This window comes from Citrobacter sp. Ce119, assembly GCF_030334525.1.
Lineage (GTDB): Bacteria > Pseudomonadota > Gammaproteobacteria > Enterobacterales > Enterobacteriaceae > Citrobacter > Citrobacter europaeus.
Window position 1 is genome coordinate 370554 of the sequence record NZ_JAOWDR010000047.1, and the last position, 23287, is coordinate 393840.

Sequence of the window (23287 nt, forward strand, 5' to 3'; positions counted from 1 at the left end):
TCAGATAATAGGCGGCTTTTTTATTTCAGGCCGAAAAATGACTGATTACCTGCTGCTGTTTGTCGGAACTGTACTGGTCAATAACTTTGTACTGGTCAAGTTTCTGGGCCTTTGCCCGTTTATGGGTGTTTCCAAAAAACTGGAAACCGCAATGGGTATGGGCCTTGCCACGACGTTTGTCATGACACTGGCATCCATTTGCGCATGGCTGATTGATACCTGGATCCTAATCCCGCTCAATCTCATCTATCTGCGCACGCTGGCTTTTATTCTGGTTATCGCCGTCGTGGTGCAATTTACCGAGATGGTTGTACGCAAAACCAGCCCTGCACTTTACCGCCTGCTGGGGATCTTCCTTCCGTTGATCACCACTAACTGCGCGGTATTGGGTGTAGCGCTACTGAACATCAACCTCGGTCATAACTTTTTACAGTCGGCGCTATACGGTTTTTCTGCCGCAGTCGGCTTCTCGCTGGTGATGGTACTGTTCGCGGCAATTCGCGAACGTCTCGCCGTGGCGGACGTCCCTGCGCCATTTCGCGGGAATGCGATTGCGCTGATTACCGCCGGTTTAATGTCATTAGCCTTTATGGGCTTTAGTGGTTTGGTGAAGTTGTAATGAATGCTATCTGGATTGCCGTTGCCGCAGTGAGTCTACTGGGTCTGGCGTTCGGCGCTATTTTGGGTTATGCCTCACGACGTTTCGCCGTTGAAGATGATCCGGTTGTGGAGAAAATTGATGAAATTCTCCCGCAAAGCCAGTGTGGACAATGTGGCTATCCGGGCTGTCATCCTTATGCTGAAGCGATCGGCGCTCAGGGTGAAAAAATTAACCGTTGCGCTCCCGGTGGCGAAGCGGTGATGTTAAAAATTGCCGCCCTGCTGAACGTCGATCCGCAGCCGATTGATGGTGATGAACAAGACGTTACGCCCGTGCGTATGCTGGCGGTCATTGATGAAAATAACTGTATCGGTTGCACAAAGTGCATTCAGGCCTGCCCGGTTGATGCGATTGTGGGTGCGACGCGCGCCATGCATACGGTGATGAGCGATCTCTGCACCGGGTGCAACCTGTGCGTTGATCCGTGCCCAACGCAATGTATCGAATTACGTCCGGTAGCCGAAACACCAGATAGCTGGAAATGGGATTTAAACACCATTCCTGTGCGCATCATTCCCGTGGAACAACATGTTTAAGTTATTCTCTGCATTCAGAAAAAACAAAATCTGGGACTTTGATGGCGGCATTCATCCACCAGAAATGAAAACCCAGTCAAACGGCACGCCGTTGCGGCAGGTTCCGCTGGCGCCACGCTTTGTTATTCCGCTGAAGCAACATATTGGCGCGGAAGGTGAGCTGTGCGTAAACGTGGGTGATACCGTACTGCGAGGTCAGGCGTTAACCCTCGGGCGAGGCAAAATGCTTCCGGTCCATGCACCAACGTCAGGCACCGTTGTTGCCATTGCCCCGCACTCTACGGCACACCCATCGGCACTGGCTGAGTTGAGCGTTATCATAGACGCCGATGGCGAAGATCGCTGGATTGAGCGGGATGGCTGGACCGATTACCGCTCCCGCAGCCGGGAAGAGCTGATCGCGCGTATTCACCAGTTCGGCGTTGCCGGACTGGGTGGCGCAGGTTTCCCCACCGGCGTCAAACTACAGGGCGGCGGAGATAAAATTGAAACGCTGATCATCAACGCCGCTGAATGCGAGCCATACATTACGGCTGATGACCGCCTGATGCAGGACTGCGCGGCGCAGGTCGTCGAAGGTATCCGTATCCTTGCGCATATTCTTCAGCCACGCGAAATTTTGGTGGGCATCGAAGATAACAAACCGCAGGCAATTTCTATGCTGCGCGCAGTGATGGCTGATTCACACGATATTAGCTTACGTGTGATCCCCACTAAGTATCCTTCAGGCGGGGCCAAGCAATTAACACAAATCCTGACTGGCAAGCAGGTTCCCCACGGCGGACGTTCCTCAGATATCGGCGTACTGATGCAAAACGTCGGAACCGCTTATGCCATCAAACGCGCGGTGATTGATGGTGAACCGATCACCGAGCGTGTCGTGACGCTCACTGGTGAAGCCGTCAGCCGTCCGGGCAACGTCTGGGCGCGTTTAGGCACGCCGGTTCGTCATCTGCTCAACGACGCGGGCTTCTGCCCTTCCGCCGACCAGATGGTCATTATGGGCGGACCGCTGATGGGCTTTACGCTGCCGTGGCTGGATGTACCCGTGGTAAAGATTACCAACTGTCTTCTGGCGCCCTCTGCCAGTGAAATGGGGGAAACGCCGGAAGAGAAAGGCTGCATTCGCTGTAGCGCTTGCGCCGATGCCTGCCCAGCCGATCTCCTGCCGCAGCAGCTTTATTGGTTCAGTAAAGGGCAACAGCACGACAAAGCAACGGCTCACAATATCGCCGACTGTATTGAATGCGGTGCCTGCGCCTGGGTATGCCCTAGCAACATTCCACTGGTGCAGTATTTCCGCCAGGAAAAAGCCGAGATTTACGCCATTAGTCAGGAAGAAAAACGTGCCGCCGAAGCAAAAGCACGATTCGAAGCCCGACAGGCACGCCTTGAACGAGAAAAAGCTGCACGTCTTGAACGCCACAAAAGCGCCGCCGCTCAGCCTGCAGCTAAAGATCATGATGCCATTGCCGCCGCGCTGGCTCGCGTAAAAGAAAAGCAGGCCCAGGCAATGCAGCCGGTAGTCATTCAGGCTGGCGAAAAACCTGACAATAGCGCCGTGATTGCCGCACGCGAGGCGCGTAAGGCACAAGCTCGCGCGGCCCGGACTGAAAATCCACCACAAATTGAAGGCAACAGTGCGGGTACAGATCCGCGTAAAGCCGCCGTGGAAGCGGCTATTGCACGCGCCAAAGCCCGCAAGCTTGAGCAGCAACCGGAAACGGAAACCGTCGAACCGGTGGATCCGCGCAAAGCCGCCGTGGAAGCGGCTATCGCCCGTGCCAAAGCCCGCAAGCTTGAGCAGCAACCGGAAACGGAAACCGTCGAACCGGTTGATCCGCGCAAAGCCGCCGTGGAAGCGGCTATCGCCCGCGCTAAAGCCCGCAAGCTTGAGCAGCAGGCAGTAACGGAAACAGCCGAGCCAGTTGATCCGCGTAAAGCCGCCGTGGAAGCGGCTATCGCCCGCGCTAAAGCCCGCAAGCTTGAGCAGCAGGCAGTAACGGAAACAGCCGAGCCAGTTGATCCGCGTAAAGCCGCCGTCGCGGCCGCTATCGCACGCGCTCAGGCAAAGAAAGCCGCACAGCAGCAGGTTGTAAACGAGGAATAAATGGTATTCAGAATAGCAAGCTCCCCTTATACCCATAACCAGCGCCAGACATCGCGCATCATGATACTGGTGTTACTTGCTGCATTGCCGGGGATCGCCGCTCAGCTGTGGTTTTTTGGCTGGGGAACGTTGTTCCAGATAGTTCTGGCAGCCGTCAGCGCTATCGCTGCCGAAGCGGGCGTACTTAAACTGCGTAAACAGCCTATTGTCACGGTATTAAAAGACAACTCTGCTTTACTCACCGGGCTGCTACTGGCGGTGAGTATTCCCCCGCTCGCCCCCTGGTGGATGGTGGTTTTAGGCACGGTATTCGCCGTTATCATCGCTAAGCAACTGTATGGCGGCCTCGGCCAGAACCCGTTTAACCCTGCCATGATTGGTTACGTCGTACTGCTTATCTCATTTCCGGTACAGATGACCAGTTGGCTGCCGCCGCATGAAATTGCGGCTACTGTGCCTGGGTTCTTTGACGCCCTTAACGTTATCTTTAGTGGACATACCGCCAGCGGCGGGGATATGAACACGTTGCGTATGGGCATTGATGGTATCAGTCAGGCAACGCCTCTCGACACCTTTAAGACTTCGCTGCATGCGGGACATACTGTTGAGCAGGTGATGCAATACCCAATCTACAGCGGCATGCTTGCAGGCGCTGGCTGGCAGTGGGTTAACCTTGCCTGGCTGGTCGGCGGTGTCATACTGTTATGGCAGAAAGCGATTCGCTGGCATATCCCGGTTAGCTTCCTGCTGTCGCTTGCGGTTTGCGCAACTTTAGGCTGGATTTTCTCGCCAGAATCGCTGGCCTCACCTCAGTTGCACCTCCTTTCCGGCGCGACCATGTTAGGTGCATTTTTTATTCTTACCGACCCCGTTACAGCATCAACCACCAACCGTGGCCGTCTGATTTTTGGCGCGCTTGCAGGCCTGCTCGTGTGGTTGATTCGCAGTTTTGGCGGTTATCCTGATGGCGTCGCTTTTGCCGTTTTACTGGCAAATATCACGGTTCCGCTGATTGATTATTACACTCGCCCTCGCGTGTACGGACATCGCTAAGGATTCCCTATGCTGAAAACGATTCGTAAACACGGTATTACACTGGCGCTATTTGCTGCGGGCTCGACGGGGTTAACCGCGGCAATCAATCAATTAACTAAGTCCACTATTGATGAACAGGCCGCGCTGCAGCAAAAAGCGCTGTTCGATCAAGTTCTGCCTGGCGATCGCTACAATAATAACTTGTCTGAGAGTTGTTATCTGGTCGATGCGCCAGCGTTGGGCAAAGGCAGTCACCGGGTGTATATTGCCCGCCAGGACGATCGCCCCGTTGCAGCAGTTCTTGAAGCTACGGCGCCAGATGGTTATTCCGGGGCTATTCAACTGCTGGTTGGCGTCGATTTTACCGGTACCGTGTTGGGTACGCGGGTGACCGAGCATCATGAAACGCCAGGACTGGGCGATAAAATCGAACTGCGACTGTCCGATTGGATAACCCACTTTAGCGGCAAAACGATCGCGGCGGGTAATGATTCCCACTGGGCGGTGAAAAAAGACGGCGGAGACTTTGACCAGTTTACAGGTGCCACCATTACACCGCGTGCGGTAGTGAATGCAGTAAAACGCGCCGGTTTGTATGCGCAGACGCTACCCGCGCAACTTCCTCAACTTAGCGCCTGTGGAGAATAAACCATGAGCGAAATTAAAGACGTTATTGTCCAGGGGTTATGGAAAAATAACTCCGCGCTTGTGCAGCTACTCGGGATGTGTCCGCTGTTGGCCGTCACCTCTACTGCCACTAATGCGCTGGGTCTGGGACTCGCGACTACGCTCGTCCTGACGTTGACGAACCTGACGATTTCAGCCCTTCGTCGCTGGACACCGCCAGAAATTCGTATTCCGATTTATGTCATGATCATCGCCTCCGTGGTGAGCGCGGTGCAGATGTTGATCAATGCCTACGCTTTTGGACTGTATCAGTCTCTGGGCATCTTTATCCCGCTGATTGTGACCAACTGTATTGTTGTTGGTCGTGCGGAAGCCTTCGCCGCCAAAAAGGGACCTGCTTTATCCGCACTCGATGGTTTCTCCATCGGCATGGGCGCAACAGGTGCCATGTTTGTTCTGGGCTCGCTGCGTGAAATAATTGGTAACGGTACACTATTTGATGGCGCAGACGGTTTGTTGGGTAGTTGGGCCAAAGTCTTGCGCGTTGAGATCTTCCATACTGATACGCCGTTTCTGCTGGCCATGCTGCCACCGGGCGCGTTTATAGGCCTGGGTCTGATGCTGGCGGTGAAGTATCTGATTGATGAGAAAATGAAGAAACGTCGTGCCGAGGCGGCTGTCGCGGACAGTCCCGTGGGTGAAACAGGGAATGTGTAATGAACAAAGCAAAACGTCTGGAAATACTGACGCGCCTGCGTGATAACAATCCGCATCCGACAACCGAGCTTAATTTTACATCGCCGTTTGAACTGCTGATTTCGGTCTTGCTCTCCGCGCAGGCCACCGATGTCAGCGTCAATAAAGCGACGGCTAAGCTGTACCCCGTCGCTAATACCCCTGCCGCGATGCTGGAGCTCGGCGTTGAAGGTGTTAAGTCCTACATCAAGACAATTGGTTTGTTTAACAGCAAAGCGGAGAATGTGATTAAAACCTGCCGCATTCTGCTGGAACAACATAATGGTGAAGTGCCTGAAGACCGTGCCGCATTAGAAGCCCTGCCCGGAGTTGGACGAAAAACTGCAAATGTAGTGTTAAATACCGCCTTTGGCTGGCCCACTATCGCCGTAGATACGCATATTTTTCGCGTCTGTAATCGTACGCAATTCGCTCCGGGTAAAAACGTTGAGCAGGTTGAAGAGAAACTGCTGAAGGTTGTACCCAGTGAATTTAAAGTCGATTGCCATCACTGGTTAATTCTTCATGGCCGCTACACCTGCATAGCCCGAAAGCCGCGCTGCGGTTCCTGTATTATCGAAGATCTCTGCGAATTCAAAGAGAAAGTCGATATCTGATGCTGCCGGGGCATCCTGTTTGCCCCTCGCACACATAACGATTAGTTATGCACTCCCCTGAGTTTCTTTTGCCGACAATGATGCCGCTCTGGCGCTCATATCTAATGTAATATTCTTGTGAATTATCACCTGAGCAGGTTAATCGTTTTTTTAGCAAAAGAAATTTCTATCTATACGTGATCCAGATCACCCAGATAACACAATGTTAATAATTTTTTATTTTTCAGTTAAAGTGACAATCAGATGACCTAACTGAACAGTTTCTAAACAAAACATTACACTGGCTATTTTTCAGATAATGGCCTATATCACTGGATTCAACCTTAAATAGCAGAACATATCGCCACATTGCGGTTTCTGGCCTGATTAAACAGTGTAAAAATCTGCCATTTTTCAAATGAAGAAATTTAACGCTAGATAACATTTCGCAGCCCCGACGATTTCACCAGTCATGATATATGTAACAGATTATTACAAAGCACTTGTCTGAAGGGTCAAGATAGTGAACATTACTTGCCGTTTCCCCTCCCACTATAACAATCGGACGGATGAACTTGACTCATCACGTACCTGAACACCCCCGTTGATATGGGATGTAAAAAAAGAGGTAAAAGTGTCTACTGCAAACAATAAACCAACAGAAAGCGTGAGTTTAAACGCCTTCAAACAACCAAAAGCGTTCTATCTCATTTTCTCTATTGAGCTGTGGGAACGTTTTGGTTATTACGGCCTGCAAGGGATTATGGCCGTCTACCTGGTTAAACAGCTGGGTATGTCAGAAGCGGATTCCATCACCCTTTTCTCGTCCTTTAGCGCCCTGGTGTACGGTCTGGTTGCCATTGGCGGCTGGTTAGGTGATAAAGTTCTGGGAACAAAACGCGTCATTATGCTCGGCGCAATTGTCCTGGCCATCGGTTATGCACTGGTTGCATGGTCCGGTCATGATGCGGGTATCGTTTATATGGGCATGGCGGCCATCGCGGTCGGTAACGGCCTGTTTAAAGCAAACCCATCCTCCCTGCTCTCTACCTGCTATGCCAAAGATGACCCGCGTCTTGATGGTGCATTTACTATGTACTACATGTCCGTCAACATCGGTTCATTCTTCTCTATGCTGGCAACGCCGTGGTTAGCTGCGCGTTACGGCTGGAGCACCGCGTTCGCCCTGAGCGTCGTAGGTATGCTGATTACCGTTGTTAACTTCGCATTCTGCCAGCGCTGGGTTAAACAGTACGGTTCTAAACCTGACTTTGAGCCGATCAACTTCCGTAACCTGCTGCTGACTATTGCTGGCGTTGTGGTACTGATCGCCATTGCAACCTGGTTGCTGCACAACCAGCAGATCGCACGTATGGTTCTGGGCGTCATTGCGCTGGGTATCGTATTTATCTTCGGTAAAGAAGCCTTCACCATGCACGGTGCTGCACGTCGTAAAATGATCGTCGCCTTCATTCTGATGCTTGAAGCGATTATCTTCTTCGTACTGTACAGCCAGATGCCGACCTCACTGAACTTCTTCGCGATTCGTAACGTTGAGCACTCTATTCTTGGTATTGCTTTCGAACCTGAGCAGTATCAGGCGCTGAACCCGTTCTGGATCATCATTGGTAGCCCAATCCTCGCCGCTATCTATAACAAGATGGGCGATACCCTGCCAATGCCGACTAAGTTTGCGATTGGTATGGTGCTGTGTTCCGGTGCGTTCCTGATCCTGCCGCTGGGCGCGAAATTCGCTACCGACGCGGGCATCGTATCCGTTAACTGGCTGATCATCTGCTATGGTCTGCAAAGTATCGGTGAACTGATGATCTCCGGTCTGGGTCTGGCAATGGTGGCTCAGTTGGTACCGCAACGCCTGATGGGCTTCATCATGGGTAGCTGGTTCCTGACCACTGCCGGTGCAAACATCATCGGTGGTTACGTCGCTAACATGATGGCTGTACCAGAGAACGTGACTGACCCGCTGATGTCCCTTGAAGTCTACGGTCGTGTGTTCCTGCAGATTGGTGTTGCAACGGCGGTTATCGCTGTTCTGATGCTGCTGACGGCGCCAAAACTGAATCGTATGACTCAGGACGATGACGTCAATGAGAAAGCCTCTAAGGCCGCGACAGCGTAATTCTCAGGGAAACTCATTTTCAGGCCGCTAACTGATGTTAGCGGCTTTTTTTTTGCCTGAGCTAGCACTACCATACGATATACCTCAGCCAAAAGGAGTTACCGATGAAACTGTTCTACAAACCGGGCGCTTGTTCTCTCGCTTCCCACATCACCCTTCGGGAGAGTGGTAAAGATTTCACGCTGGATGGTGTTGATCTGATGAAGAAACGTCTGGAAAACGGCGATGATTTTTTCGCGGTAAACCCAAAAGGTCAAGTTCCCGCGCTGCTGCTGGATGACGGTACGCTATTGACCGAAGGCGTCGCCATCATGCAATATCTGGCGGACACCGTACCAGACCGTCAGCTCCTTGCCCCAACCAGCAGCCTCTCCCGTTACAAAACCATCGAATGGCTTAACTACATTGCGACAGAACTGCATAAAGGCTTTACGCCTCTGTTCCGTCCCGATACGCCGGAAGACTTCAAGCCAACCGTTCGCGCGCAGCTGGAGAAAAAAATGCAGTACGTAAACGAGTCGCTGAAAGACGATCAATGGATCTGCGGCCCGCGCTTTAGCATCGCCGATGCCTATCTGTTCACCGTGCTGCGTTGGGCTTATGCGGTTAAGCTGAATATGGCAGGATTAAGCCATATCGACGCGTATATGGCCCGTATGGCTGAACGCCCGGCGGTTGCCGCAGCGCTCAAAGCAGAAGGATTGAGCTAATCACTAATGTGCCGGATGGCGGCGCCAGGCGCCTTATCCGGCCTACTTACTTGTCCGACCGACGGCCAAACGTAGGCCCGATAAGCGTGAACGCTATCGGGCATTGATTACAGCTGCGTCGCGCTGAAGTAGTGCTCAGGCTTCGCGATACGATCCTGTGCGGCCACGACCTGCAGCTCATACTCGTGCATTTCTTTGGTGGTAATCATCACTTCGTATACCGCCGCCGTCACATGCTCAAGCGCCTGCTGTAAAGACGCGCCCTGCAGCAGTTTCACCAGTAATAAGCCACTGGTAACATCACCCACGCCAACCGGCTGGCGAGCGCCAAAATCAACTAACGGTCGGCTGATGTGCCACGCCCGTTCAGCCGTGACCAGCAGCATCTCGAAACGATCGGTGCTGATACCCGCGCGGGCCAGATGCTTCACCAGCACAATTTCTGGTCCCTGAGCGATAAGCTCACGCGCTGCCGCCACTGCCTCATTGACATTACTCACCGCATGCTCGCACAGAATTTCGAGCTCAACCAGGTTTGGGGCGATAATATCGCTGGCCGGAAGCGCGTGGCGTACATGAAACTCCGCCACGCCCGGCGCGACAATACACCCTTTTTCCGGATGGCCCATCACCGGATCGCAAAAGTATTTCGCCCGCGGGTTGGCCGCTTTAACCTGGCGAACAATGCCCAGAATATGCTCGCCCTGTTCAGCCGAGCCAAGATAGCCACTCAATACGGCGTCACAGGTCTGAAGTTTATCGATATCGGCAATACCCTGGACGATTTCGGTCAGATGGCTCGGCGGCATCACGCAACCGGTCCATTTGCCGTACTGTGTGTGGTTAGAAAACTGAACGGTATTCAGCGGCCAGACATTTGCGCCAAGACGACGCATTGGAAACTCTGCAGCACTATTACCCGCATGACCAAAAACAACGTGGGACTGGATGGCGAGGATATTCTTCATTTTACTTACCACAACCCTGAAAAAATAAAGGGGCGTAGTTTCCCACGCCCCTGCTAACTAAATCTTACTTCCAGCAAATCAGACAATAGTTCTTCTTGCCACGGCGCAGTAAGGTGTAGCGCCCAAACAGGATATCACTCTCCTGGAAGAAATATTCCGGATCGGATTGCTTCTCACCGTTGATGGTTACCGCGTTTGACGCAATAGTCTTACGTGCCTGACCGCGAGAAGGCTGCAACTCGGAGTCCACCAGCGCTTGCATCAGATCGGCACCTTTGTCCATCTCGATCATCGGCACGCCATCCTGCGCCAGCTGTTCGAAATCCGCTTCGCTCAAATCGCTCAGATTGCCGTTGAACAAGCTTTCGGTAATGCGTTTTGCCGCTACCAGACCTTCTTCACCGTGAACCAGACGCGTTACCTGCTCGGCCAGTACATACTGGGCGCGCGGTGCTTTACCGCTGTTTTTATCTTCTTCTTCCAGCGCATTGATCTCTTCAATGTCCATGAAAGTAAAGAATTTCAGGAAGCGATAAACGTCCGCATCGGCGGTGTTGATCCAGAACTGGTAGAATTTATACGGACTGGTTTTCTTCGGATCCAGCCACACAGCGCCGCCTTCAGTCTTACCGAATTTGGTGCCGTCAGCTTTAGTAATCAGCGGAACGGTCAGACCAAACACCTGGTTCTGATGCAGACGACGGGTCAAATCGATACCGGAAGTAATGTTGCCCCATTGGTCAGAACCGCCAATCTGCAGCGCCACGCCGTGCAATTTATTCAGGCAGGCAAAGTCATAACCCTGCAGCAGGTTGTAAGAAAACTCGGTAAAGGAGATCCCCTGATCGTCACGGTTCAGACGCTGCTTAACCGCTTCTTTGTTGATCATCTGGTTAACGGAGAAGTGTTTGCCGATATCACGCAGGAAAGTCAGTACGTTCATACCGCCAAACCAGTCGTAGTTATTCGCAGCAATCGCCGAGTTGTCGCCACAGTCGAAATCGAGGAACGGCGCAACCTGTTTGCGGATTTTATCCACCCACTCCTGCACGGTGTCTTCGGTATTCAGTTTACGCTCGGCGGCTTTAAAGCTCGGGTCACCAATCAAACCCGTTGCGCCACCTACCAGTGCGACAGGCTTATGGCCTGCCTGCTGGAAGCGTTTCAGGCATAACAATGGAACCAGATGCCCCAAATGCAAGCTGTCAGCGGTAGGATCGAAGCCGCAATAGAGCGCGATCGGGCCTTGCGCCAGTCGCTCTGCTAACGCTTCCTCGTCCGTCACCTGGGCCACCAGCCCCCGCTCTTGCAATTGTTTAATCAAGTTACTGCTTGCCATCAAAATCTCCATGTATAAAACGACTGCACCTTAGCCGGTACACGACTTTTCGCCTGATGCGAAAGAAACATAGAATAAAGCGCCGGATTGTTCAGCACCAGCGCTTAAAACAAGAAATTTGCATCTTTAGGGGGCAAGGCGATCAATTTTCCACGCGTTATCTTCGCGTTGGTATAAAAAACGATCGTGCAGACGGTTTTCACCACCCTGCCAGAATTCCATTTGCTCAATACTCACGCGAAAGCCGCCCCAGAAACTGGGCAGTGGTACTTCCCCTTGCTGGAACTTCTGCTTCAGTTCGAGGAATTTGCTTTCGAGAATACCGCGAGCGGAGATTCGGCTGGATTGCTTAGATACCCAGGCGCCAATCTGGCTGTCGCGTGGGCGACTGTGGAAGTATTTCACCACTTCGAGTGTGGAAAGACGCTCAGCCTTGCCGATAACCATCACCTGCCGTTCCAGCATGTGCCATGGGAATAAGAGGCTGATACGGGGATTTTTCTCGATCTGGTGCGCCTTGCGGCTGCCGAGATTGGTATAGAACACCAGACCTTTATCATCATAATGTTTGAGCAACACGATACGCTGATAAGGCTGGCCATTTTCATCAACGGTCGCAACGACCATTGCGGTAGGATCGGCCAGTTTGGCGTCACAGGCTTGCCCGAGCCAGCGCTCAAACAGCGCAAGGGGTTCGGCGGGAAGATCGCGGCGGCGAAGGCCGCCTTTCGTGTATTCACGGCGCAGATGCGCGATTTGCTGCAATTCGTCGTTATCAGACATGATGTTGGCTACGGATTGTCAGTGGGTGACGCTATTGTGCGCCGCCCAGGTGAAAATCTCAACGCTTCGGGTTCTGTAACTGACAGTTATTTAGCACAATTCTGTCTCGTTTATAGACCGTTGCCTCGTCGCCTTTAGACCAGAAGACGTAAATACCATCGGTATAGCGCGCGCCTGATGCTGACACGCCCTGTTTGAGGTTCAATAGCTGATTATCATAAACAAAACTCGCCTCCTGGCGGGTATTGTTCAGCTTGACGGTAAGCGGTTTTTCGTCACAGCGGTATTCCAGCGTATCCGTTTGCATACGCTCGACAAATTGGTTGTACACGCTACATCCGCTAAGCAGTACCGGCAGACACACTAATAACAGTTTTTTCATAGCCATATCCTGAAGACTTTCCTGGTCCAGGAGGGTAATGGCACCCTCCCTAATATCCCGAGTTTACCGGCATATGGCGCTGAATAATTTCAGTTAACTCTGAGTTCGCGGGTTAGCAGGATAAATTGCCCCTAATACGCTCGGTTCTGATGCACCGGTCACGGAAGGTAAATTTCCCGGTAATCCCGCCAGCGTGCGCCACGCCAGCCAGGCAAAGGCTAACGCTTCCATATCATCACCGCTAATCCCGGCCTCATCGGTTGAGGTGACCTCTGTACCCGGCAATAATGCCGCCAGACGCATCATCAGCAGCGGATTACGGCTTCCACCACCGCATACCATTAGCCGTTCACAACCGCCGCTCAACAGGACTTGCTCGGAAATGGTGACCGCCGTCAGTTCGGCAAGCGTCGCCTGCACATCGCGCGGACTTATTCCCGGGAAATGCGCCAGATGACGTTCTATCCAACCATAATTAAAATACTCGCGGCCCGTGCTTTTCGGCGCAGGCGCAGAAAAATACGGATCGTTCAGCATATTTTGCAATAAAGGCAGGATCACCGTTCCCGAATTGGCCCACTGCGCATCTTTGTCGTAGGGTTGACCGCATTGCCGCCAGATCCAGGCATCCATCAGCATATTACCCGGCCCGGTGTCGTAGCCGCGAACGGGCTGCTGCGGAATAAGCAGAGACAGATTGGCAATTCCGCCAATGTTCAGCACCATCCGTCGTTCCGTTGGATGCGCCAACAGCGCCTGATGAAAAGCGGGAACCAGCGGCGCGCCCTGCCCGCCGAGGGCGATATCGCGACGGCGAAAATCGCCAACCACGGTGATGCCGGTTCGCGCGACGATCTGATTGTTGTCGCCAATTTGCAGCGTGTGCGGTGCGCGTCCCGTGGGTTCATGCCACACGGTTTGCCCATGACAGCCAATCGCGACGATCTCCTGCGGCTTCAATTTTTCCTGTGCCAGCAGCGCATTCACCGCCTCGGCAAACAGATAACCGAGCTGCGCATCCAATTGGCCAAACTGCGATAGCGTAAGCTGCTGGCCCTGGCAGATATCCAGAATCGCCTGCTTTACATGGAGGGGGATAGGCCAGGTCAGACTCGCCTGCTGCGCAACCATCGTTTCATCTATCGTCGCCAGCACAACATCGACGCCATCAAGGCTGGTTCCAGACATTACACCGATAAAACGGCCCGATTTCATATGTCATCCTTTTAAGCAAATTAGCCTTGACACTCAACCATAAAGTGCCGACTAATGCCATGCTTCCTTAATGATTTTTAATGCCTAATCATTACACTGGACGCTTTATTACATCAATTATATGAATGATTCGTTTATACTCGGTATATCCGATTTCGGTTAAGATTTTCATATTGTTCCAGTAGAACATGTGACCTTAGGCTCACAAATGCCATATAATTTAGCCATGAAGAGTGCTTAATTAGCGTTTCGTGGTGACAAAGGAGATTTGTAAATGATTAAACGTGTGCTGATTGTTTCATTAATGGGCGTATCTTTAGCGGGCTGCGTTAACAATGATAGCCTCTCAGGCGACGTATATACTGCATCCGAAGCGAAACAAGTTCAGAACGTTACCTACGGTACGATTGTTCATGTTCGTCCGGTGCAAATCCAGGGTGGCGATGACGCAAACGTGATTGGCGCAATCGGTGGTGCGGTACTCGGCGGGTTCCTTGGTAACACCGTCGGCGGCGGTACCGGTCGTTCATTAGCCACGGCTGCTGGCGCAGTTGCCGGTGGCGTAGCGGGTCAAGGTGTACAAGGTGCAATGAATAAAACCCAGGGTGTGGAACTGGAAATCCGTAAGGACGACGGTAATACCATCATGGTGGTTCAGAAACAGGGTGCGACCAAGTTCTCCGCCGGCCAGCGCGTTGTTATGGCTAACAACGGCAGCCAGGTTACCGTGTCTCCACGCTAATCAAATTCACGTGTGGTCAGACCCTGGCCACACGTCATCTTTGCGCCTCAGCTCTGTGACTGCAGCTCAATAATATTGTGTTCCAGTCTGGCGACCAGTTTAATCAGCAGATCAATTTCCTCAGCTGAAATCCCTTCCAAAATTTCTCCACGCGTCTTGTTGATAACCGCTTCCATATCAGCGATCAGCGGCTCTGCTTTTTCTGTCAGTTTAATTCTCTTTGCCCGACGATCGCTGGCGCAAGTCTGTCGTGAAATGAGTCCCTTTTCTTCCAGTTGGTCAAGCGTACGAACTAACGAAGGCTGCTCGATGCCAATTGCTTTAGCCAACTGAATCTGCGATTGATCAGGCGGCAATTGATGAATGTTGTGCAGCGTAACCCAATGCGTCTGCGTCAACTCCAGAGGTTTCAGGCGATGGTCAATCAGAGCACGCCAAATGCGCACCAACCGTGCCAGATCAGAACCTAATGGCGATTCCAATTTCATCTCCTTATAATTAGCTTGCTAAGTTATTGTGCTGATTTTAGAATAGTGTGCAGCATTTGTATTGCCAAAACAAATGTATTGCCAAATTTGCTTACCGGCTGACATTTTTTCAGACATTATGCGTTACAGAGACTCATTGTCTCTTTTTTGCTAAACCTATAGCAATGCTCTCTTCCGCCAAGGATTTTGCCCGTGAAGTTTATGTTTAATGCAACAGGATTGCCCCTACAAGATTTAATGATCGGAGCGTCTGTTTATTTCCCCCCTGTTTTCAAGGCGTTTGTAGCAGGATTCCTTCTCTGGCTGGTTGTCCATCGCCTGCTGCGCGACTGGATTTATTCCGGTGAGATCTGGCATCCCCTGTTAATGGATCTGTCACTCTTTACGCTTTGCGTATGTCTGGCCTTTGTAATGCTGATTGCGTGGTGATTATGTCGCTTAAAACCGTTAAATACTTCTCCACCATTATAGTCGCTGCAATCGCAGTTTTCGCCGGATGGTGGATGTGGAATTACTATATGCAGTCGCCCTGGACACGTGACGGTAAAGTGCGTGCTGAGCAGGTTAGCATCACGCCGCAGGTCTCAGGCAGCATTAGCGAACTCAATATAAAAGATAACCAGTTCGTGAATAAAGGCGATGTGCTTTTTATCATCGACAAGACGCCGTTTCACATTGCTGAACTGAATGCGCAAGCGCAGCTGGCCAAAGCTCAGTCCGACCTGGCGAAAGCAAATAACGAGGCCAACCGACGCCGCCATTTATCGCAAAATTACATCTCAGCCGAAGATCTGGATACCGCTAATCTCAATGTGAAAGCCATGCAGGCCAGCGTTGAAGCAGCCGAGGCCAGTCTGCGCCAGGCACAATGGCAACTGACGCAAACGGTGGTCAAAGCGCCCGTGGCGGGTTGGGTTACCAATCTTTCTACCCGTACCGGAGACTATGCCTCAACCGGTAAGCCCTTGTTTGCCCTTGTCGACAGCCACTCTTTTTATGTGATGGGATATTTTGAAGAAACCAAGCTGCGCCACATTCGTGAAGGTGCGCCTGCGGTTATCACGCTCTACAGCGGCAATATTAAGTTACAGGGTCACGTTTCCAGTATTGGTCGCGCTATCTACGATCAAAGCGTGGAAAGTGATTCCGGCCTGATTCCCGACATCAAACCTAACGTGCCGTGGGTGCGTCTGGCGCAGCGTGTTCCGGTACGCATCGAATTCGACGCGCTACCGCATGATGTCACGCTGGTTTCTGGTACGACCTGCAGCGTGTCTGTCGGCCCGCGTAAATGAAACTGCCCCTCCTGACGCCAGGCAATTGGCCGTGGTTCAAAGCCACAGCAGCGCAATGGCGTTACGCGCTGCGAAATACCATTGCCATGTGTCTGGCGTTGACGTTTGCCTATTATCTGAATCTGGATGAGCCCTACTGGGCGATGACCTCGGCGGCCGTGGTCAGTTTTCCTACCGTCGGCGGTGTTATCAGCAAAAGCCTGGGTCGCATGGCGGGTAGCTTGCTTGGCGCCACCGCCGCGTTGATTATCGCCGGTCATACCCTCAATGAACCATGGCTGTTTTTACTTTGTATGTCGGTGTGGATCGCTTTTTGTACCTGGGCCTGCGCACATTTCACCAATAACGTCGCCTACGCTTTTCAACTGGCAGGTTATACGGCGGCGATCATTGCGTTTCACATGGTCAATACCGTGGAGATTACCCAGCTATGGGACATCGCGCAGGCCCGCGTATGCGAGGTTATCCTCGGTATCCTGTGCGGAGGCGTGATGATGATGATCCTGCCCAGCACTTCCGATGGCACCGCGTTACTGACTGCGCTGAAAAACATGCATTCGCGTTTACTGGAACATGCCAGCTTACTCTGGCAACCTGAGACAACGGATGCCATTCGCACGGCTCATGAAGGTGTCATTGGCCAGATTTTGACCATGAACCTGCTACGAATTCAGGCATTCTGGAGTCATTACCGTTTTCGCCGTCAAAATGCGTTGCTCAATTCGCTGTTGCACCAGCAGTTGCGCATGACCAGCGTAATTTCCAGTCTGCGCAGGATGCTGCTGAACTGGCCTAATCCCCCGGCCAATACCCGGGATATCATCGAACAATTACTCAGCGAGCTGGTCAAATCCAATACCGACAGCTACACCGTTGCACAAATTATCGCTCCACTGCGGCCCGTCGATGCCCGTGACTATCGACATGTCGCCTTCTGGCAACGACTGCGTTATTTTTGTCGGCTCTATTTACGCAGCAGTCAGTATCTGCATTTGCTGGAAAATGGCGTTACCGCCGAACGTATAAATATCGCCCGCACACCAGGACTTGCCCGTCATACCGATAGTGCGGAAGCTATCTGGAGCGGGTTGCGTACGTTCTGCACGTTGATGCTTATCGGCGCATGGAGCATTGGCGCACAATGGGAATCAGGATCTGGCGCACTCACGCTCGCGGCCATCAGCAGCGTGCTGTATTCCGCCGTTGCCACGCCTTTCAAGTCGCTTTCTTTACTGATGCGCACGCTGGTTCTGCTGTCGCTGTTTAGCTTTGTGGTTAAGTTTGGCCTGATGGTGCAAATCTCTGACCTCTGGCAATTCATTCTGTTTCTTTTCCCGCTACTCGCCACCATGCAACTTCTGAAGCTGCAAATGCCTGCTCTGGCAGGTCTTTGGGGACAGTTGATCGTGTTTATGGGATCGTTTATCGCGGTGACCAATCCACCGGTTTACGATTTTGCTGGTTTCCTGAATGACAATATGGCAAAAATCGCTGGCGTGGCGCTGTCATGGCTGGCCTTCGCCATTTTGCGTCCCGGATCGGATGCGCGGAAAAGTCGCCGCCATATTCGCGCCCTGCGCCGGGATTTTGTCGATCAGCTCAGCCGACATCCATCACTCAGTGAAAACGAATTTGAGTCGCTGACCTATCATCATGTCAGCCAGCTCAGTAACAGTCAGGATGCGCTGGCGCGACGCTGGTTATTGCGCTGGGGGGTTGTCTTGCTGAACTGTTCGCACGTGGTGTGGCAACTGCGCACCTGGGAGGCGCGTTCAGATCCGCTGGCTCGCGTCAGGGACGTGTGTATCTCACTGCTTCGCGACGTGATGAGTGAACGCGGCGTTCAGCAACGTCCGCTGAATGCCACGCTGAGTGAGCTACAGCGCATCTGCGATACGCTTGCCCATCATCATCAACCTGCTGCGCAGGAACTGTCGGCATTGGTCTGGCGGCTACACTGCTCGCTTTCGCAGCTTGAACAAGCGCCGCCGCCGGGTACGCTAAGCAACTGATTATTTGATAACACCACAGGCGTAGCGCGCTCCGCCACCACCAAGCGGTTTCGGCTGATCGGACATATTATCGCCGCCCACATGGATCATCAGCGCTTTGCCTTTAACCTCATCGAGCGTTTTCAACCGCGGCGCAACAACGGGTGTTGTAGCGATACCGTCGTTATTCACCACCAGCAGTGGCAGGTCGCCCATATGGCCTGCGCCTTCGGGGCCTTCATGCTTGCCGGTTTGGTGCGGATCATAATGGCCTCCAGCCGATTCCGCGGCTGAGGCTTTCCCGTCTTTAATAGCCGGTTGGCAACTGCCGTTCGCATGCACATGGAAGCCATGTTCACCCGGCGGCAGGGCTTTCAGATCGGGCGTAAACTCCAGCCCCTTCCCGGTTTCAGCAATAGTGACCGTACCAATCGCCTGACCGACGCCTTGCGACGTTACCAGATTCATCGTCACTTTTTCTTCACTGGCAGCCTGCGCACCTGCACAGGCCAGTAAAGTGATAATGGCCAAACTCAAACGCTTCATAAGACCTCCATCCAAAAGGTGTCTGATTGTTAAGTGTAAACCAGTGACACAATTTTGAGCGGAGAAGCATCAAAAACGCGATTAAGGTACGTCGTAACCCAGCGCGGCTTTACGGATACGGAACCATTGCTGGCGAGACATGTTCAGTGACTCAGACTCAATGGCGGTACGTACGCGCTCTATTTTCCCTGAGCCAATAATCGGCAGCGGCTGAGACGGTAACCGTAAAATCCAGGCGTACACCACTTGTTCAATGGACTGCGCGTTCAGCTCTTCTGCGATCGCGGCAAGTTCATTACGTAATGGCTGAAAGGCATCGTCATTAAACAGACGACCACCGCCAAGGCAGGACCAGGCCATCGGACGAATGCGCAGCTGTTGCAATTGATCTAAAGTACCATCCAGCAGGAGCGGCTGATGTACTGGTGAAATCTCAACCTGATTGGTTGCCAGAGTAAACGGCAGACGCGATTGCAGCAGTGAGAACTGCGCCGGGGTAAAGTTAGAGACGCCAAAGTGACGCACTTTGCCGCTGTGGTGCAATTTTTTAAACGCATCAGCTACATCATCTGCATCCATAAGCGGATCGGGGCGGTGGATCAGCAGCAAATCAATATGATCGGTCGCCAGCAACTTCAACGACTCTTCCGCACTGGCAATAATGTGCGCGCTGTCGGTGATGTAATGACCCAGCGCATTTTCCGCGCGCGCCGTCGTCGCGATCCCGCATTTGGTCACAATTTGCATTTTTTCGCGCAGGTGCGGAGCCAGCTTCATTGCCTCGCCAAACGCCGCCTCACACTGGTATCCGCCGTAAATATCGGCGTGATCGACGGTGGTAACACCCAAATCCAGATGTTCTTCAATAAAGCTGACTAGCTGGCGCGGGGACATATTCCAGTCCATCAGGCGCCAGTAGCCCATCACAAAGCGAGAAAATTCCGGACCTTGCGGCGCAATAGTAATACGCTGAACCATAGCAGCTTCCTTATAAGTGAATGTGCATCGAGTATACGCAATTACGCTTTTAAAAGAGTGAAGGTTGTTGCGGTTCTTCCGAAGGGTTGGCTTTGTTTGCTCGTAATTTACGCATCAGTCGCTGACGACATAGCCGCAGCACTTCCTGCTTCTGGGCATCGCTCATATTTTGCCAGTTAAAACGCTCATCCCGACTGCGAAAACAGCCACGACAAAAACCGCGTTCGTCAGACTGACATATTCCAAGGCATGGGCTCTGGACGGGGAAAAACTCCAGCTGTTCGGCCACATCCCCTCCTTTAATAAGATTGATATACCTATTGAAGACGTTAACTGAATTTCTCGCAAGCGCTATTGCATTAGACCGACTGGTCTATTACACTCGTTTCCATGAACAAAATCACTGAACACGATACACGCGAACATCTTCTGGCGACTGGCGAGCTGCTGTGTATGCAGCGCGGCTTCACCGGCATGGGCTTAAGCGAATTACTGAAAACCGCTGAAGTGCCCAAAGGTTCGTTTTATCACTATTTTCGCTCCAAAGAAGCGTTCGGTGTGGCGATGCTGGAACGCCACTATGCGGCCTACCATCAGCGACTGGCTACGCACTTTGATTCGGGGGCGGGTAACTACCGCGACCGTATTCTGGCCTACTATCAGGAAACCCTGAACCAGTTTAGCCAGCACGGCATTATTAGCGGCTGTTTAACTGTAAAACTGTCTGCCGAAGTGTGCGATCTCTCAGAGGATATGCGCACCGCGATGGATAAAGGCGCGCGGCACATTATTGTGCTGTTAGCGCAGGCGCTGGAGAAAGGTCAGGCAAACCATTGTCTGTCCTTTGTTGGCGAGCCGTTACAGCAGGCGCAAGTGTTGTATGCGCTATGGCTGGGCGCCAATTTGCAGGCCAAGATTTCTCGTAGCGCCACCCCGCTGGAAAATGCGCTGGCACACGTTAAAACCATCATCACAACGCCTGCCGTTTAACAGGCGTTTTTATTTCTTTTATTACTAGACGACCGGTCTATTCAGGAGTATCACATGTCATCTGAAAAACTGTTTTCCCCGCTGAAGGTGGGTGCCATTACGGCAGCAAACCGCGTATTCATGGCGCCATTGACGCGTCTGCGCAGTATTGAGCCTGGCGACATCCCTACTCCGCTAATGGTCGAGTATTACCGTCAACGCGCCAGCGCAGGTCTTATCATCAGCGAAGCGACGCAGATCTCCGCACAGGCGAAAGGCTATGCAGGGGCACCCGGCATACACAGCGAAGCGCAAATCGCCGCATGGAAGAAAATCACCGCGGCCGTACACGCAGAGCAAGGCCATATTGCTGTCCAGTTGTGGCACACTGGGCGTATTTCTCACGCCAGTCTGCAGCCAAACGGTCAGGCTCCTGTTGCACCTTCTGCGATTAGCGCCGGTACCCGCACCTCACTGCGCGATGAAAACGGTCTGGCAACGCGTGCCGATACCTCAATGCCGCGCGCACTGGAAACCGAAGAAATTCCGGGCATCGTTAATGACTTCCGTCAGGCTATTGCCAACGCGCGCGAAGCGGGCTTCGACATGGTTGAACTGCACTCCGCTCACGGCTACCTGCTGCACCAGTTCCTGTCACCAACGTCTAACCAGCGTACCGATCAATACGGCGGCAGCGTCGAAAATCGTGCGCGGCTGGTGCTGGAAGTTGTCGATGCAGGAATTAAGGAATGGGGCGCCGATCGTATTGGTATTCGCGTCTCCCCGATTGGCTCTTTCCAGAACGTTGACAACGGCCCAAACGAAGAAGCTGATGCGCTGTATCTGATTGAACAACTGGGCAAACGCGGAATTGCTTACCTGCACATGTCTGAACCAGACTGGGCCGGTGGCGAGCCGTATTCCGACGCGTTCCGCGAAAAAGTTCGCGCACGTTTCCACGGCCCGATCATTGGCGCGGGCGCCTACACGCCTGAAAAAGCAGAAGCGCTGATCGAGAAAGGCCTGATCGACGCCGTTGCTTTTGGTCGCGCCTATATCGCTAACCCGGATCTGGTGGCTCGCCTGCAGCGTAAAGCTGAGCTGAATCCGCAACGTGCCGAAAGCTTCTACGGCGGCGGCGCGGAAGGTTACACCGATTATCCTACCCTCTAACGTCACAATCTCCGTTCTGCCATTGATAGCGGCGTAACAACGCCGCTATACTAAAACAACATTTTGAATGTATTAGCCATTTTCGAAGGGGAAAAAGATGCGTTTACTTCATACCATGCTGCGCGTGGGTGACCTGCAGCGTTCCATCGAGTTTTATACCAACGTGCTGGGCATGAAACTGCTGCGGACCAGCGAAAACCCTGAATACAAATATTCTCTGGCCTTTGTCGGTTACGGCCCTGAAACCAGTGAAGCCGTGATCGAATTGACCTATAACTGGGGTGTCGACAAGTATGAGCTGGGCACCGCCTACGGCCATATCGCCCTGAGCGTAGACAACGCAGCCGAGGCGTGTGAACGCATTCGCCAGAATGGCGGTAACGTTACGCGTGAAGCAGGTCCGGTAAAAGGCGGCTCTACAGTGATCGCGTTCGTTGAAGATCCCGACGGTTACAAAATTGAGCTGATTGAAGAGAAAGACGCCGGGCGCGGCCTGGGCGACTAACCTCCCCCTCGGGCACAGATCGTCTGTGCCCGTAGTTTTATACTCATCATTTTGCCATAATACGCGCTGCAATTTTCCCGTATTAAGAGACCCAGATGTCCGATAACGCTCAACTTTCCGGTCTGTGTGACCGTTTTCGTGGTTTTTATCCTGTCGTCATTGATGTCGAAACCGCAGGGTTTAATGCCAAAACCGATGCGCTGCTTGAGATCGCAGCCATCACACTGAAAATGGATGAACAAGGCTGGCTGATGCCGGACACGACGTTACATTTCCACGTAGAGCCGTTTGAAGGCGCGAATTTGCAGCCGGAGGCCCTCGCCTTTAACGGTATTGACCCTAACAATCCGCTACGCGGCGCGGTCAGCGAATATGACGCTCTGCATGCCATCTTCAAAATGGTGCGTAAAGGCATTAAAGACAGCGGCTGCAATCGGGCGATCATGGTGGCGCACAACGCTACGTTCGACCACAGTTTCATGATGGCTGCAGCAGAACGCGCCTCGCTGAAACGTAATCCGTTCCATCCGTTTGTCACCTTTGATACGGCGGCATTAAGCGGCCTGTCACTGGGACAGACGGTGTTGTCAAAAGCGTGTCTGGCGGCGGGAATGGAATTTGACGGGAATCAGGCGCACTCGGCGCTGTATGATACCGAACGTACTGCCGTGCTGTTTTGTGAAATCGTTAACCGCTGGAAACGTCTCGGCGGCTGGCCTCTTCCCGTACCTGAAGAAGCGTAACGGCGACATAAAAAAAGCGA

Annotated in this window: 25 protein-coding genes and 1 pseudogene; 17 read left to right on the plus strand and 9 right to left on the minus strand. The window is 52.6% G+C overall.

The annotated features are described in order from the left end of the window. The first annotated feature begins 37 nt into the window (after window positions 1-37). The 9 genes from rsxA (at window position 38) to gstA (ending at window position 9150) form a co-directional block, all read left to right on the plus strand. Window positions 38-619 carry an electron transport complex subunit RsxA gene (gene rsxA / locus OGV80_RS10475; protein ID WP_003029144.1) on the plus strand — a complete coding sequence of 194 codons (582 nt, stop codon included), beginning with the start codon at window positions 38-40 and terminating at the stop codon, window positions 617-619. Next, a complete protein-coding gene (gene rsxB / locus OGV80_RS10480) occupies window positions 619-1197 on the plus strand; it encodes an electron transport complex subunit RsxB (RefSeq protein ID WP_080625148.1) in 579 nt (192 codons plus the stop codon). Before rsxA ends, rsxB begins: the two co-directional genes overlap by 1 nt. Beyond that, window positions 1190-3307, plus strand: coding sequence for an electron transport complex subunit RsxC (gene rsxC / locus OGV80_RS10485; protein WP_087053243.1), 2118 nt, complete (start codon window positions 1190-1192; stop codon window positions 3305-3307). The genes rsxB and rsxC overlap by 8 nt, the downstream gene beginning before the upstream one ends. Next, complete coding sequence (gene rsxD, locus OGV80_RS10490) at window positions 3308-4360, plus strand: electron transport complex subunit RsxD (protein WP_080625146.1); 1053 nt, start codon at window positions 3308-3310, stop codon at window positions 4358-4360. Window positions 4361-4369: 9 nt separating this feature from the next. Beyond that, window positions 4370-4990: an electron transport complex subunit RsxG gene (gene rsxG, locus OGV80_RS10495; RefSeq protein WP_043016419.1), complete on the plus strand. Its 621-nt coding sequence runs from the start codon at window positions 4370-4372 to the stop codon at window positions 4988-4990. Between the two features lie 3 nt (window positions 4991-4993). Next, window positions 4994-5686 (plus strand): electron transport complex subunit E, encoded by a 693-nt coding sequence (locus OGV80_RS10500; protein ID WP_043016420.1) that lies wholly within the window; start codon window positions 4994-4996, stop codon window positions 5684-5686. Beyond that, on the plus strand, window positions 5686-6321 hold the full coding sequence (gene nth / locus OGV80_RS10505) for an endonuclease III (RefSeq protein ID WP_003029161.1): 636 nt from the start codon (window positions 5686-5688) through the stop codon (window positions 6319-6321). Before OGV80_RS10500 ends, nth begins: the two co-directional genes overlap by 1 nt. A gap of 613 nt (window positions 6322-6934) precedes the next feature. Next, window positions 6935-8440 carry a dipeptide/tripeptide permease DtpA gene (gene dtpA / locus OGV80_RS10510; protein WP_047411438.1) on the plus strand — a complete coding sequence of 502 codons (1506 nt, stop codon included), beginning with the start codon at window positions 6935-6937 and terminating at the stop codon, window positions 8438-8440. Between the two features lie 104 nt (window positions 8441-8544). After that, on the plus strand, window positions 8545-9150 hold the full coding sequence (gene gstA, locus OGV80_RS10515; RefSeq protein WP_043016421.1) for a glutathione transferase GstA: 606 nt from the start codon (window positions 8545-8547) through the stop codon (window positions 9148-9150). A gap of 107 nt (window positions 9151-9257) precedes the next feature. Here the strand turns inward: gstA and pdxY are convergent, their stop codons facing one another. From pdxY to anmK, 5 genes are all read right to left on the minus strand, one after another. Beyond that, a complete protein-coding gene (gene pdxY / locus OGV80_RS10520) occupies window positions 9258-10118 on the minus strand; it encodes a pyridoxal kinase PdxY (protein ID WP_087050594.1) in 861 nt (286 codons plus the stop codon). A gap of 64 nt (window positions 10119-10182) precedes the next feature. Further along, on the minus strand, window positions 10183-11457 hold the full coding sequence (gene tyrS / locus OGV80_RS10525; RefSeq protein ID WP_003029168.1) for a tyrosine--tRNA ligase: 1275 nt from the start codon (window positions 11455-11457) through the stop codon (window positions 10183-10185). 126 nt (window positions 11458-11583) lie between these two features. After that, window positions 11584-12240: a pyridoxamine 5'-phosphate oxidase gene (pdxH, locus tag OGV80_RS10530; RefSeq protein ID WP_043016423.1), complete on the minus strand. Its 657-nt coding sequence runs from the start codon at window positions 12238-12240 to the stop codon at window positions 11584-11586. Window positions 12241-12298: 58 nt separating this feature from the next. After that, window positions 12299-12628, minus strand: a complete 330-nt coding sequence (gene mliC / locus OGV80_RS10535) for a C-type lysozyme inhibitor (RefSeq protein ID WP_087050595.1) — start codon at window positions 12626-12628, stop codon at window positions 12299-12301. 87 nt (window positions 12629-12715) lie between these two features. Then, the gene (anmK, locus tag OGV80_RS10540) at window positions 12716-13837 is read right to left on the minus strand and encodes an anhydro-N-acetylmuramic acid kinase (RefSeq protein WP_087053241.1); all 1122 of its coding nucleotides are present in this window, start codon (window positions 13835-13837) and stop codon (window positions 12716-12718) included. A 274-nt stretch (window positions 13838-14111) separates the two neighbouring features. On the opposite strand from anmK, the gene slyB reads away from it, so the two are divergent. After that, complete coding sequence (slyB, locus tag OGV80_RS10545; RefSeq protein ID WP_003029175.1) at window positions 14112-14579, plus strand: outer membrane lipoprotein SlyB; 468 nt, start codon at window positions 14112-14114, stop codon at window positions 14577-14579. Window positions 14580-14626: 47 nt separating this feature from the next. Here the strand turns inward: slyB and slyA are convergent, their stop codons facing one another. Next, the gene (gene slyA / locus OGV80_RS10550; protein WP_043016426.1) at window positions 14627-15067 is read right to left on the minus strand and encodes a transcriptional regulator SlyA; all 441 of its coding nucleotides are present in this window, start codon (window positions 15065-15067) and stop codon (window positions 14627-14629) included. A 192-nt stretch (window positions 15068-15259) separates the two neighbouring features. Between slyA and OGV80_RS10555 the strand changes: the two genes are divergently transcribed. From OGV80_RS10555 to OGV80_RS10565, 3 genes and pseudogenes are all read left to right on the plus strand, one after another. Continuing rightward, window positions 15260-15496 (plus strand): DUF1656 domain-containing protein, encoded by a 237-nt coding sequence (locus OGV80_RS10555; protein ID WP_047411444.1) that lies wholly within the window; start codon window positions 15260-15262, stop codon window positions 15494-15496. A 2-nt stretch (window positions 15497-15498) separates the two neighbouring features. Further along, on the plus strand, window positions 15499-16362 hold the full coding sequence (locus OGV80_RS10560; protein ID WP_047411447.1) for an efflux RND transporter periplasmic adaptor subunit: 864 nt from the start codon (window positions 15499-15501) through the stop codon (window positions 16360-16362). After that, a pseudogene (locus OGV80_RS10565) lies at window positions 16359-18399 on the plus strand (FUSC family protein). Before OGV80_RS10560 ends, OGV80_RS10565 begins: the two are co-directional and overlap by 4 nt. Here OGV80_RS10565 and sodC read toward each other — a convergent pair. The 3 genes from sodC to OGV80_RS10580 form a co-directional block, all read right to left on the minus strand. Then, window positions 18375-18899, minus strand: a complete 525-nt coding sequence (gene sodC, locus OGV80_RS10570) for a superoxide dismutase [Cu-Zn] SodC (RefSeq protein ID WP_047411451.1) — start codon at window positions 18897-18899, stop codon at window positions 18375-18377. The pseudogene OGV80_RS10565 and the gene sodC sit on opposite strands and share 25 nt — an antisense overlap. An 81-nt stretch (window positions 18900-18980) precedes the next feature. Then, the gene (locus tag OGV80_RS10575; RefSeq protein WP_043016431.1) at window positions 18981-19877 is read right to left on the minus strand and encodes an aldo/keto reductase; all 897 of its coding nucleotides are present in this window, start codon (window positions 19875-19877) and stop codon (window positions 18981-18983) included. A 49-nt stretch (window positions 19878-19926) separates the two neighbouring features. Then, entirely contained in the window at window positions 19927-20166 is a 240-nt protein-coding gene (locus OGV80_RS10580) for a DUF1289 domain-containing protein (RefSeq protein WP_087053238.1), read from the minus strand. A gap of 101 nt (window positions 20167-20267) precedes the next feature. Between OGV80_RS10580 and OGV80_RS10585 the strand changes: the two genes are divergently transcribed. The 4 genes from OGV80_RS10585 to rnt all read left to right on the plus strand — a co-directional run bounded on the left by OGV80_RS10585 (window position 20268) and on the right by rnt (window position 23267). Further along, the gene (locus OGV80_RS10585; protein WP_047411458.1) at window positions 20268-20867 is read left to right on the plus strand and encodes a TetR/AcrR family transcriptional regulator; all 600 of its coding nucleotides are present in this window, start codon (window positions 20268-20270) and stop codon (window positions 20865-20867) included. A 54-nt stretch (window positions 20868-20921) separates the two neighbouring features. Further along, window positions 20922-22019: an alkene reductase gene (locus OGV80_RS10590; RefSeq protein ID WP_043016434.1), complete on the plus strand. Its 1098-nt coding sequence runs from the start codon at window positions 20922-20924 to the stop codon at window positions 22017-22019. A 97-nt stretch (window positions 22020-22116) separates the two neighbouring features. Next, a complete protein-coding gene (gloA, locus tag OGV80_RS10595) occupies window positions 22117-22524 on the plus strand; it encodes a lactoylglutathione lyase (RefSeq protein WP_043016435.1) in 408 nt (135 codons plus the stop codon). Window positions 22525-22619: 95 nt separating this feature from the next. Next, window positions 22620-23267, plus strand: a complete 648-nt coding sequence (gene rnt, locus OGV80_RS10600) for a ribonuclease T (RefSeq protein ID WP_003029200.1) — start codon at window positions 22620-22622, stop codon at window positions 23265-23267. The last annotated feature ends 20 nt before the right edge of the window (window positions 23268-23287 follow it).

Excerpts from the sequence above, each read along its gene's own strand:
- gloA (WP_043016435.1), top strand. The coding sequence starts at position 22,117 with ATGCGTTTACTTCATACCATGCTGCGCGTGGGTGACCTGCAGCGTTCC.
- OGV80_RS10560 (WP_047411447.1), top strand. The coding sequence starts at position 15,499 with ATGTCGCTTAAAACCGTTAAATACTTCTCCACCATTATAGTCGCTGCA.
- rsxB (WP_080625148.1), top strand. The coding sequence starts at position 619 with ATGAATGCTATCTGGATTGCCGTTGCCGCAGTGAGTCTACTGGGTCTG.
- mliC (WP_087050595.1), bottom strand. The coding sequence starts at position 12,628 with ATGGCTATGAAAAAACTGTTATTAGTGTGTCTGCCGGTACTGCTTAGC.
- gstA (WP_043016421.1), top strand. The coding sequence starts at position 8,545 with ATGAAACTGTTCTACAAACCGGGCGCTTGTTCTCTCGCTTCCCACATC.
- pdxH (WP_043016423.1), bottom strand. The coding sequence starts at position 12,240 with ATGTCTGATAACGACGAATTGCAGCAAATCGCGCATCTGCGCCGTGAA.
- rsxG (WP_043016419.1), top strand. The coding sequence starts at position 4,370 with ATGCTGAAAACGATTCGTAAACACGGTATTACACTGGCGCTATTTGCT.
- slyA (WP_043016426.1), bottom strand. The coding sequence starts at position 15,067 with ATGAAATTGGAATCGCCATTAGGTTCTGATCTGGCACGGTTGGTGCGC.
- sodC (WP_047411451.1), bottom strand. The coding sequence starts at position 18,899 with ATGAAGCGTTTGAGTTTGGCCATTATCACTTTACTGGCCTGTGCAGGT.
- OGV80_RS10500 (WP_043016420.1), top strand. The coding sequence starts at position 4,994 with ATGAGCGAAATTAAAGACGTTATTGTCCAGGGGTTATGGAAAAATAAC.
- rsxD (WP_080625146.1), top strand. The coding sequence starts at position 3,308 with ATGGTATTCAGAATAGCAAGCTCCCCTTATACCCATAACCAGCGCCAG.
- rnt (WP_003029200.1), top strand. The coding sequence starts at position 22,620 with ATGTCCGATAACGCTCAACTTTCCGGTCTGTGTGACCGTTTTCGTGGT.
- slyB (WP_003029175.1), top strand. The coding sequence starts at position 14,112 with ATGATTAAACGTGTGCTGATTGTTTCATTAATGGGCGTATCTTTAGCG.
- OGV80_RS10575 (WP_043016431.1), bottom strand. The coding sequence starts at position 19,877 with ATGGTTCAGCGTATTACTATTGCGCCGCAAGGTCCGGAATTTTCTCGC.
- anmK (WP_087053241.1), bottom strand. The coding sequence starts at position 13,837 with ATGAAATCGGGCCGTTTTATCGGTGTAATGTCTGGAACCAGCCTTGAT.
- rsxA (WP_003029144.1), top strand. The coding sequence starts at position 38 with ATGACTGATTACCTGCTGCTGTTTGTCGGAACTGTACTGGTCAATAAC.
- pdxY (WP_087050594.1), bottom strand. The coding sequence starts at position 10,118 with ATGAAGAATATCCTCGCCATCCAGTCCCACGTTGTTTTTGGTCATGCG.
- tyrS (WP_003029168.1), bottom strand. The coding sequence starts at position 11,457 with ATGGCAAGCAGTAACTTGATTAAACAATTGCAAGAGCGGGGGCTGGTG.
- OGV80_RS10590 (WP_043016434.1), top strand. The coding sequence starts at position 20,922 with ATGTCATCTGAAAAACTGTTTTCCCCGCTGAAGGTGGGTGCCATTACG.
- OGV80_RS10585 (WP_047411458.1), top strand. The coding sequence starts at position 20,268 with ATGAACAAAATCACTGAACACGATACACGCGAACATCTTCTGGCGACT.
- nth (WP_003029161.1), top strand. The coding sequence starts at position 5,686 with ATGAACAAAGCAAAACGTCTGGAAATACTGACGCGCCTGCGTGATAAC.
- rsxC (WP_087053243.1), top strand. The coding sequence starts at position 1,190 with ATGTTTAAGTTATTCTCTGCATTCAGAAAAAACAAAATCTGGGACTTT.